General features: G+C 34.4%; 12 protein-coding genes and 1 pseudogene. 10 read left to right on the top strand and 3 right to left on the bottom strand.

The genetic code is table 11. The annotated features are described in order from the left end of the window. Positions 1-112 precede the first annotated feature (112 nt). The 5 genes and pseudogenes from AB7942_RS29615 (at position 113) to AB7942_RS29595 (ending at position 2,913) form a co-directional block, all read left to right on the top strand. Positions 113-724, top strand: a complete 612-nt coding sequence (locus AB7942_RS29615) for a M20/M25/M40 family metallo-hydrolase (RefSeq protein WP_369449648.1) — start codon at positions 113-115, stop codon at positions 722-724. Then, positions 642-1,127 carry a M20/M25/M40 family metallo-hydrolase gene (locus tag AB7942_RS29610; RefSeq protein WP_369449647.1) on the top strand — a complete coding sequence of 162 codons (486 nt, stop codon included), beginning with the start codon at positions 642-644 and terminating at the stop codon, positions 1,125-1,127. Before AB7942_RS29615 ends, AB7942_RS29610 begins: the two co-directional genes overlap by 83 nt. Before the next feature lie 305 nt (positions 1,128-1,432). Continuing rightward, the gene (locus tag AB7942_RS29605) at positions 1,433-1,840 is read left to right on the top strand and encodes a hypothetical protein (RefSeq protein ID WP_369449646.1); all 408 of its coding nucleotides are present in this window, start codon (positions 1,433-1,435) and stop codon (positions 1,838-1,840) included. A 381-nt stretch (positions 1,841-2,221) separates the two neighbouring features. Beyond that, positions 2,222-2,344: pseudogene (locus AB7942_RS29600) on the top strand (FAD-dependent thymidylate synthase); the annotation flags it as partial. Between the two features lie 62 nt (positions 2,345-2,406). Continuing rightward, positions 2,407-2,913, top strand: coding sequence for a DUF6241 domain-containing protein (locus AB7942_RS29595; protein ID WP_369449645.1), 507 nt, complete (start codon positions 2,407-2,409; stop codon positions 2,911-2,913). A gap of 637 nt (positions 2,914-3,550) precedes the next feature. Here AB7942_RS29595 and AB7942_RS29590 read toward each other — a convergent pair. Then, positions 3,551-4,579: an extracellular catalytic domain type 1 short-chain-length polyhydroxyalkanoate depolymerase gene (locus tag AB7942_RS29590; RefSeq protein ID WP_369449644.1), complete on the bottom strand. Its 1,029-nt coding sequence runs from the start codon at positions 4,577-4,579 to the stop codon at positions 3,551-3,553. 754 nt (positions 4,580-5,333) lie between these two features. On the opposite strand from AB7942_RS29590, the gene AB7942_RS29585 reads away from it, so the two are divergent. The 3 genes from AB7942_RS29585 (at position 5,334) to AB7942_RS29575 (ending at position 6,760) form a co-directional block, all read left to right on the top strand. After that, positions 5,334-5,759, top strand: coding sequence for a hypothetical protein (locus AB7942_RS29585; protein ID WP_369449643.1), 426 nt, complete (start codon positions 5,334-5,336; stop codon positions 5,757-5,759). Between the two features lie 74 nt (positions 5,760-5,833). After that, positions 5,834-6,109 carry a hypothetical protein gene (locus AB7942_RS29580; protein ID WP_369449642.1) on the top strand — a complete coding sequence of 92 codons (276 nt, stop codon included), beginning with the start codon at positions 5,834-5,836 and terminating at the stop codon, positions 6,107-6,109. Between the two features lie 81 nt (positions 6,110-6,190). Further along, positions 6,191-6,760: a dihydrofolate reductase family protein gene (locus tag AB7942_RS29575; RefSeq protein ID WP_369449641.1), complete on the top strand. Its 570-nt coding sequence runs from the start codon at positions 6,191-6,193 to the stop codon at positions 6,758-6,760. Between the two features lie 276 nt (positions 6,761-7,036). On the opposite strand, the gene AB7942_RS29570 is transcribed toward AB7942_RS29575, so the two are convergent. Then, a complete protein-coding gene (locus AB7942_RS29570; protein ID WP_369449640.1) occupies positions 7,037-7,162 on the bottom strand; it encodes a hypothetical protein in 126 nt (41 codons plus the stop codon). Positions 7,163-7,464: 302 nt separating this feature from the next. Here AB7942_RS29570 and AB7942_RS29565 point away from each other — a divergent pair, with 302 nt between their 5' ends. Next, complete coding sequence (locus AB7942_RS29565) at positions 7,465-7,749, top strand: hypothetical protein (RefSeq protein WP_369449639.1); 285 nt, start codon at positions 7,465-7,467, stop codon at positions 7,747-7,749. Positions 7,750-7,911: 162 nt separating this feature from the next. Here AB7942_RS29565 and AB7942_RS29560 read toward each other — a convergent pair whose 3' ends face one another. Beyond that, complete coding sequence (locus AB7942_RS29560) at positions 7,912-8,175, bottom strand: hypothetical protein (RefSeq protein WP_335438913.1); 264 nt, start codon at positions 8,173-8,175, stop codon at positions 7,912-7,914. A 197-nt stretch (positions 8,176-8,372) separates the two neighbouring features. Between AB7942_RS29560 and AB7942_RS29555 the strand changes: the two genes are divergently transcribed. Next, the gene (locus AB7942_RS29555; protein WP_335438911.1) at positions 8,373-8,606 is read left to right on the top strand and encodes a hypothetical protein; all 234 of its coding nucleotides are present in this window, start codon (positions 8,373-8,375) and stop codon (positions 8,604-8,606) included. Positions 8,607-9,251: the final 645 nt, after the last annotated feature.

The raw sequence follows: 9,251 nt of genomic DNA, 5'->3' as shown, positions 1-9,251 counted from the left end.
ATATTGCAACCATGAAACGAGAACTGAAAACTCCATTCAAATCCCCCTCGTATAATGACTTGTCTTCTATGTATTTCGATGAATGTGAAAAAATCCCTTCTATTAAAGCGCAATAGATACAGTAAATTCTGGCGGGCGTTTCGATGGCGCCATGGGTGTTCTAATGGGTGTTGAGGTGCTTTGTACTTTGAAAGAAAAGGGAATTCAACCTGCAAGAACGATAAAGGTGGTATCCTTAACAGATGAGGAAGGGGCTCGTTTTGATTATGCTTTTATAGGTAGTACCGCTTTGGTTGGGACAGGAGGTTCGAAGAAATTAAAGAAAAATTTAGCTTCAGCAACAGATAAAGATGGGATCTCCTATCTGGATGCCATGAAGCAAGCCAGTCTAGAAGGGGAATATTTTAATCAGATTAATCCAGACCTTTTAGAACGAGCTCAGTTAGGTGAAAATGACGTAAAAGCTTATATTGAAGTACATATTGAGCAGGGAAAAGTGTTAGAAAATAAAGATTTAGCTGTTGGAATAGTTACGGAGATCTCTGGTGGAGAATGGGCGGAAGTAACCATCATGGGTGAAGCGGGGCATGACGACCTGGATGAAAGAGAGAAAAGATGCTTTAACAGCTGCAGCAGAATGTATATTAGCCATAGAGAAAATAGCGCAGGACAATATCGGAAGTGTTGCGACAGTAGGAAAATTGGAAGTAAAACCTGGAAGTAGTAATGTCATTCCTGGGAGAGTGGATTTTACACTTGATGTTCGGGATATATCTAATGAACGACGTAAAAATACGGTTACTAAAATCTATAATTCAATTCGAACAATTGCTGCAAACCGTGGTTTAGGGTGTGAAATTAGGCAGGTTCAATCCCTATCTTCTGTGATGAGTTCACCAATAGTGATGAAAGCAGTAAAAAATTCTCTGCAAGAATTACAGTATCCTGTTTATGAATTACCAAGCGGGGTTGCTCATGATGCGATGGTGTTTGGAGAACTCACAGATATTGGAATGATTTTTGTAAGGAGCCACAATGGCATAAGTCATCATCCAGATGAGTGGAGTTCTTTTGAAGATGTTGCCCTTGGGTGCGAGGTACTATACAGAACCACGTTAAAACTTTAATAAATGATTCACTTACCTAGAGAGGTTCTGTAGTCATTTTAGGTACTGTATTTGGCGAGCCAAAAATCATTGAAATTCCAGTTAAAAGGCAAATACTAGACACTATATTAATTTAAGAAATCAATTCTTTTACGATTTGGAAAAAAAACTTGCCGTCCTTCATCTATTGATTATTTCATATAAAACCCAGCGAACAGTCAGCAATATTCGCTTTTCTTATACACAGCATGTGATGACAAGCACCAACCCTTTTTTTTCTCATATAAATGAGAAGATTTACTGATTAAAGAAAGGGGGAGGCTGCATTGTATCTAAATTATCCTTACCAGCCTTTCTATCCATATTACTATGACTACAGGCAAGGACTATTTCAAAAAATTCTTGATTGTTATCAGCAAAAGCGTTGGATTAGATTAACTTTCCGAGATGGAACAACTGCTGAAGGTTTAATAAGGACCTATGATCCTTTAAGGGGAGTATTAGTTTACGTACCGATGCAAAGGTATACGATTTCGTGTGAAGGTGTCAGGGTGGATTCTCTGCAAAAAGCACAGAATTGCATTGGCAAAAGATCCACTTTGACACTTTCCAACAATATTAGCCTACCTTTTACAATAGAAGGTGTTGACCAATCTCAAAATATTGGTGGATGGGTTAACATAAATGAACTTATGTCGGTATCTGGACAGGTAGTTGACGCAAATTGTATTTAGTTGGGATTGATTATAAGCATAAAAAAGGGCGATGACAGCCAGTGTGTGTCATCGCCCTTTTTGTGACAGTATGGCCATTAAGGAAGAGGGTGGAAAATATAAAACTCTAAATATGTAAAAAAAATATTGAAATTCACAATCACAATACTTTTCTAAAGCTATCCTAATTCTCTTGGAATTGAGAGAAGTACAGTCATAATGATTGTATTTCTCTCTATTTTTTTAGCAATAATTATTGCAACTAAAGTCCTATGTCATTATATTTTTTGGTATAATTAACCTTGGAGGAAAAAGGGGGAACTACCTTTTCGAAATTTCCTTTAAAACAAAAAATGCAGGGAGTAATTCCCTGCATTTTTGTTTTAAAGGGTCGATCGTTATTTCTATTCAAAACGTAGAAAAGGACGTGGGGCACAATGGGAAATTGCCGAACTTGCGGAGGGACTTCGTCATGTTGTAGTTGAAAAAGAATCTTTGCTTGACCCGTATTTTGAAACGAAATGATTTGAAATCCGTATTCATAAGAATAAAAAATTGTGATAAGTATAAAAGGGGCGGTTGGGTAAATGGATAGATTTTTGAACAGACTTTTGATTGGTATTTCGATTGTTGGGGTATTGGGGGTCATTGTCGTCGGTGTGCTAATATATCAAGCTATGACTAGTGACTGGAAAGAAAAAGTGGGAACCGAAACTTCGCTTGACACGGATATAGAAAACGATGCCAAACTTGAAGCGAAAATCACTGAAGGCATTTACGTTCCTACCGAAGCCGAATTCCAATGGATTGTTCACCGTATGACGCACCAAAAAGTTGCTGCAGATATGAAGGACGGGTCGACCGAAATGACGCCCGAAAGAATTGACGAATTGCTTAAAACAATAGACGAAACGGATTATGTTTACGAAGACGTTTATTTACGAATCTTGGACGAATGGAACGAAGGGAATTTCGAAAATGCGGTCGAAGCACACAACGAAATTCTTTCTCTTCAAAACGGGACAATCGGAGTTGCGACACAATTGTTGACACCCGAAGAAGAACAAATATTCATTGAACAAAACTTTCGATAAGAAGCGGGCGAAAAATCCGTTTCTTTTTTGTTGACACTATTAGGTTGCGAATTAAGATTTTCTATTAATACTAACTTTTATTTTATCAATCCTGTTATATGGTTATTGGACCAATTAATCTTCAACTACCATGAAAATAAGTTTCTTCAACATTAGAAAAATGACAATACTTAAGAAGACCCTGCTCAATCGTTAAAAAAAAGAGGAGAGCGATAATTAATAAGTCTATGGATTAGGTTAACTGGATTAAGGTTAGTAACAGTATTGACACTTCCTAACCATTTTCATTCTTTGTGGGGCAGCGACGATTTTTCCGTTGCATAGATGGCTAACGGGTTGCTTTAGTTGAAGAAAGCCATTAATTGGACCTAAACGGGTCCTTTTTATTAACAAAACGTTAGTTCGTATATAATGAAAATCGAAGAGGTGATTGAAATGTTCAAACGGGACCTCGGTAAAATTAAATGGTAACCTGCGTCTTTTTTACATTTAGCATTCGATATGCAACGTTTGATTTCATTACGTTGATCCAATTACTCATCAACTTCGTGAAGCAGTAAAGCCTTTCGAGTTTAATCGGGTGGCATTCGATGATGTGGTTGGAGTTGGTGGACCTATGAGAATAAGATGAATAGTTTTATCCTCTTTTCTTAAAAAGCTTTGTAAAAAGGTCACGAAAAAAGTTCTTTTTAGGTGTTTCGACCAGATTTTCAACAAGATTTTCAACAGTGTGCTGATGATGTTTGGTGAAAAAATTCCAAATGATTTCTGTTGCATTTGGCCCTAATGGGTCGGTATATGAACCATTTGAGCTCCCGCCAGACCATGCGTGCCCCATTTGATCGATCATCCATAGTTCCATTAAAAGTTCACCGCCCCCATCACCGTATACATGTTTAGTACAACTTTTTCCATTGATAAGGTCTGATTTGACCTGGTGAGGTGTAATATCAGCTCTTCCTGTACCACCTTCTACAAGAAAATTAGTTTGTGCCCACTGTATGATAACCTGTTGTCCATTAATGGGATGTACAACTGTATCGCAGATACCATGGAAAACAATAACAGGCATTTTCTTCTTGAACTTTCCCATTTCCTGAATGGCGCTGTTACCACATGCATAGGGGTCCGAAACGCCTTTTTGCATGCTTTCTTTAGCAGCCTTAGCCATTGGATCGGTTAGAAAAAATACATTCGCAGCATCATAGGGAAGTCCCGCACACACTGCGATACCGCTAAATACATCTGGATAGGTAACTCCAAGAATGCAAGCGAGTGCCGCACCTGCAGATAATCCGGCTGCGTACACCTTACTTGAATCAATGCGGTACGTCCTTTTAACCTGATTAATCATCCCATTAATTAACTTGGGATGTCCCTCTCCACGGTGCTGATTTTTATCCAAAAACCAGTTCCAGCAGCCAAAAGGGTTATAAGCAGCCGGATTCGAAGGATTAAACAGGTGATTCATGTCAGGATAGAGTACGAGAAAGTTTTCTTTTTCAGCAAGCTCGTTCATATTTGTTCCAGCAGCAAAATCATCCGGATCTTGTTCACATCCATGAAGCATCACCATCAAAGGAGTATCTTTTTCCGCTTGATATTCGCTCGGAACATAAAGTTTGTACCTAAAATCCTTATATGAAAAATTTAGAAATTTCCCCAACTTTATCAACCCTCCTTAACTTAAACTACATGTTTCCATTATACTTTTACATGTTCCTATTTTTATCGAAAGAAGCATTCCATTCAATATTTGATGCAATAACATGCTGCTCAACCTCCTACTATGTATTTTAAGAGACGAAAGAGGAAAGTAAATCCTTCTATTTTCCTTTAGCCTTTATATCTAAAGTAGTAATATTGGATTATTGTATAAATATTTAGAAGAAGATTGGCATGAAATTCTATTAGAAATAATGACTAACTTCTTTCAAAAAGTTACGATAATTTTGATAATGGTTTGTTAAATTAACGGGTGAGATTCTTCAATATTTGGTTGCTGAGGCAGCCTTTTTCTTATTGAGCTAACTGGTAGTTTTGTTGAAGAAGGAATTTTTGCCTTGGTTATGTAATAATTGATACCAGAGGTTATAAAACTATGGGCGGTGTAATAGGTGAGAAAGTTTTTAGAATTGTTCTTTGAAAAAAGGAAACAAACTAAAAAAGAGGTATTATTACTAATAATCATATTTGCTTACTTAATCATAAGTAGAGTTTTTAAAGAATTAGATACATTATGGTTTTCTATAGTGGTTGGAATTACTTTATGTATATTAGGTATTTTTACTTACCTAGATAGGAAAAGAAACAGAAAAAGTTATCCAAATTGAACCACCTAGTTTTTACTTGTTTCACTAACGGGAGGTTATTGGAAGAGGTAATATTATATTCCATTCAATTGTTATAGGAAGTGAAAAATGTTCTTTTATTATTCAATGCTCATAGTTGGAGTTTTGTTTGTAATAGCCGCAGTATTTACCTTTATTGCTATGTATGGTGGTCCATTATTGGATGTAGCTAAAAGCTTTGGAATCTTTTTAATTGGTGTTTTACTTTTAATGGTTACTCTCCCAAGCCTAAAATATGTTGTGCTAAAGGAATTTGATGTCTTCAGTGGGAAATGTGTTATCGATATAGATTCATCAGGTCGTTCTTCTGAAGCGGACTTTAAAATGCTCAATACAGATGAAATGTTTACTTTCAGAGATATTCCTGCACTTGATGCTTATGGAAAGTCAATCCCATATTTTTGTAAGGTGACAGTTACAAAAGACCATATGTTTGAAATTGGTTATAAGATATATGATGCCAAAACACGAAAGTTAATATTAACAAGTGAATAGCCTATGTTTACAGTTATAAATGATAAAAGAGGTAATTACCTCTTTAATTTTTGTAATAAAAAGGAAATGACAAAATGGATGCTTTGGTTGTTGGATTATTGTTTTTAATACCTGGAATAATCTTTTTCATATGGGTACTATTAAAATATAATGAAGAGGCACATTTGAAGGAAGTTAAGAAGTGGAAATGGATAAGAAATGATACCTACGCATCTTGGGCAGAACAGGATATGATTCTTTTTCACAAAATAGCAAGTAAATCTTACATCTTAGCGAAAATAATTCTTCTGTTATTATCACTTATTCCAGTAGTAATCGGTGCATTCGCTTTATGGATTTATTTTTCGTAGATTGACTCCTTACTTGTTTAACTAACTGGTGCATTACTGGCGGTAGAAACAATATCTAAATGATTAAAGGGAGGAAGAATTATGTCCAATAACGTAAGCCCAAGAAAAATAATTTTAGATTTAGCAGTTACTTTAGATGGTTTTATTGAAGGGACAAATGGGGAAGTTGATTGGTGCATTATGGACTCTGAGATGGGGTTTATTAATTTCTTAAATCAAATTGATACAATCTTATATGGAAGAAAAAGCTACGATTTATGGGGACAATATACTCCTGAAAATGAAGTTACTGATATTGAAAAAGAAATTTGGGATTTAGTTCATAGTAAAGAAAAATATGTGTTTTCCAGAACACAAAAAGGGACTGATAATAAAGCAATATTCATAAATGATAATATTCTTGAAGAAGTTAATAAATTAAAGAATAAGCCTGGTAAAGACATCTGGCTATATGGCGGGGCAAGTCTTATTACATCTTTTATCAATTTAGGGCTTGTTGATGAATTTAGATTATCTGTTCACCCTGTTATTCTTGGAGAAGGAAAACCGTTATTTATTGATATAAAACAAAGGTTGAATTTAAAAATGGTTAATACAAGAACGTTCTCCTCTGGCGTTGTGCAACTAATCTATCATTTGAATGGGAATTAATAATATTTCATATTCCAAAGATAAAATGCAATAAATATCATTAGGAAATACTCGATATTAATTGTCGCTTCTTCAACTAAAGGTTGCTTTACTTCAATAAGGAGTAAGGCTTTTTTATTTTTCAACTAAAGAAGCAGGTTAGCAAGATCACTCAATAATGAAAGGGTGCCTACATACGACAGCCTTTTAAAATACTTTTATTTTTAATAAATGGAAAGCCAGGAGATCCATTGACATCATCTGTTTGAGTTAATTAAAAGCAGCACTAACAATTTTTTATTCTTCTAAACCAACTGGCAGGACTTCATCTTCCATTTGATCAAGAAAAACTAAGAGATTAGTTAAGTCACGAATCAGCATTTTTTTCGAATACAGTTCGTCATCAATTACCTGGTTTAACATTGCGAGTGCTTTTACTTAAAGTATGCAGATTTGTTCCTTACGTAATAAATCAACAATATTGAACCACCTAATTTACTCCTTATTTCTTGTCTTTATTATAAGGCTAAAAAGGTCTTGTAATTGTGGAATACAGAATAAAAATTCCTCTTATTAGCAAAGATTCGGAATTTAGACAAACTTATCTGGAATTCCCCAATACATTAAATAACAGCGGCATTTTCTTGTTTAACTAACGGATCAGAATAATTGAAGAACTTATTTGTTAGTCTAAAGAAAAAAGAAGGTAAATTGAGGTAACAAAAATGTATGAAATTAAAGATGAGTCCGAGAGTAAAGAAAAAAAATATAAGATATACCTATTTTTATTTATTATCTCTGTTTTAATAAATACATTCATTGACATTTTTGGCTTGGCAATTGAAAAAGTTTCTGTATTTCGCATAGTTATTAGCCTTATATTTTATGTTGTTATCCTTTATTTTGGTTTGCGTGGGAAGTTTTGGGCTGAGGTTATGATTAAATTTTTTGTCTGGCTAAATATTATTTTATTGTTCCTCATTATTACTGTTAAGATGTTAGGGTTGTAGTTCAAATAATTTTCAATGCTCTTCAACTAACGTGGTGCAAGAGTTATAGATGGAGATCGCTGCGGCGATCTTTTTTCTTGTTCCACTAACGGAGCAGGATAGTTGAAGAAGAGAATGGACGATTCTCCTTTATTTCACTTTTGAAATCAATTGTGTAACAAACTAAAAACCAAATAAATCACCCAGTAACCACATAGGTCCAAAACTGATGGTAAGTAGAATATTAATGACAATTGCTATCCATGTTAATGCAGATCGGTTTTTTATAGTTAGAAAACCGAAAAGAACTCCCAAAGGATTTACTACCCATGTTAGCATCCACAGGGTTCCAAGGGAATTTTCGGAATTAGGAATTGCAATTAACCAAGATATAATTCCAATAATAATTGCAAAAAAAGAAAGACCTAGTAAGATATTTGATTTCATAAGATTTCCTCCAAATATATAAACTGACTTGTTGTTTTATTTTCTTTTAAATCGAAGGTTCCAATTCAGAAAATCATAAAAATAAAAAAATTTATGACGCACTACGACCATATTGTGAAGAAGTACACTTAAGCTAACAGGGGCTATACTTCAAGAAGTGTAAAACATTTTTTATTGTGGCAATGGGGCATTTTAGATTGTTTGGAAATAAATTAAAAGTAATAAGATTGGAGTTTGGTATTATGAAACCAAAGTATTGTCCTAATTGTGGAAAAGAACTAGTTGATGAATCGTTTTATCTTAAATCGTTCACAAGTTTAAATTTTAACGAAGGAAAAAAAGATGAATTAATTGTACCATTTAAAGGGTGGGGTATAGATTGTTTTTACTGCGAATGGGGAGGGGAAATTCTCCCTAATGAAAATGACTAGACTAGATTTCCTTTAGTGATTGAAAAGTTTGAGAATAAATGTACTTAAACTATAGGGTGCAAGTGTTTAACAATAAGTTGTTGCGGCAACTTTGTCGAGCAAAAGAAAGCAGAAGGTACATTTATTGAAGTGATTGAACAATACATATAGTCTCATTACGAAGGTTAAACACTATGTGGCTTTTTGAATTGAAAAAAAAAGGCACTTTTGATGCCTTCAAAATTCATAACTGGTTGGCAATTAATATATGACACTTTATTCTATGGGAAATCGCAAGTAATTCTTGGGCATTAGCCTTGTAGCTAAAAATAAGGGAGCAAGGCATTGATGAAATCTCAATGTATGTGGAGGGCTAACCTTGCTCTTAGATATTATTTTATTCCATATATTGTAAAATATTCAATCCGTCGCTAATCAAGACCTTTTGTGTAATGCGTATAACGAAGATAATAATCAATAAAAAAGAAGGTCCTTGTTCAACTAACGATCAGGTTAGTGGAAGAAGGAATTGTTCTAAAACAAGTCGAATTTATTAATTTTAAAAAAATAAGGAGACTACATTTTGAAACCCTGAGTATGTTAGTTGAAAAGCATTTACATCGGTGTAGATAGGAGGGATTGGAATTGTGAGAAAATCATTATTTA

The organism is Neobacillus sp. BF23-41 (assembly GCF_041106275.1).
This window is presented reverse-complemented; position numbering and strand designations above follow the sequence as displayed.

Bases quoted from the DNA above. Each gene is read 5' to 3' on its own strand.
- AB7942_RS29595 (WP_369449645.1), top strand. From the start codon at position 2,407: ATGGATAGATTTTTGAACAGACTTTTGATTGGTATTTCGATTGTTGGG.
- AB7942_RS29585 (WP_369449643.1), top strand. From the start codon at position 5,334: ATGTTCTTTTATTATTCAATGCTCATAGTTGGAGTTTTGTTTGTAATA.
- AB7942_RS29580 (WP_369449642.1), top strand. From the start codon at position 5,834: ATGGATGCTTTGGTTGTTGGATTATTGTTTTTAATACCTGGAATAATC.
- AB7942_RS29575 (WP_369449641.1), top strand. From the start codon at position 6,191: ATGTCCAATAACGTAAGCCCAAGAAAAATAATTTTAGATTTAGCAGTT.
- AB7942_RS29570 (WP_369449640.1), bottom strand. From the start codon at position 7,162: ATGTTAAACCAGGTAATTGATGACGAACTGTATTCGAAAAAAATGCTG.
- AB7942_RS29565 (WP_369449639.1), top strand. From the start codon at position 7,465: ATGTATGAAATTAAAGATGAGTCCGAGAGTAAAGAAAAAAAATATAAG.
- AB7942_RS29560 (WP_335438913.1), bottom strand. From the start codon at position 8,175: ATGAAATCAAATATCTTACTAGGTCTTTCTTTTTTTGCAATTATTATT.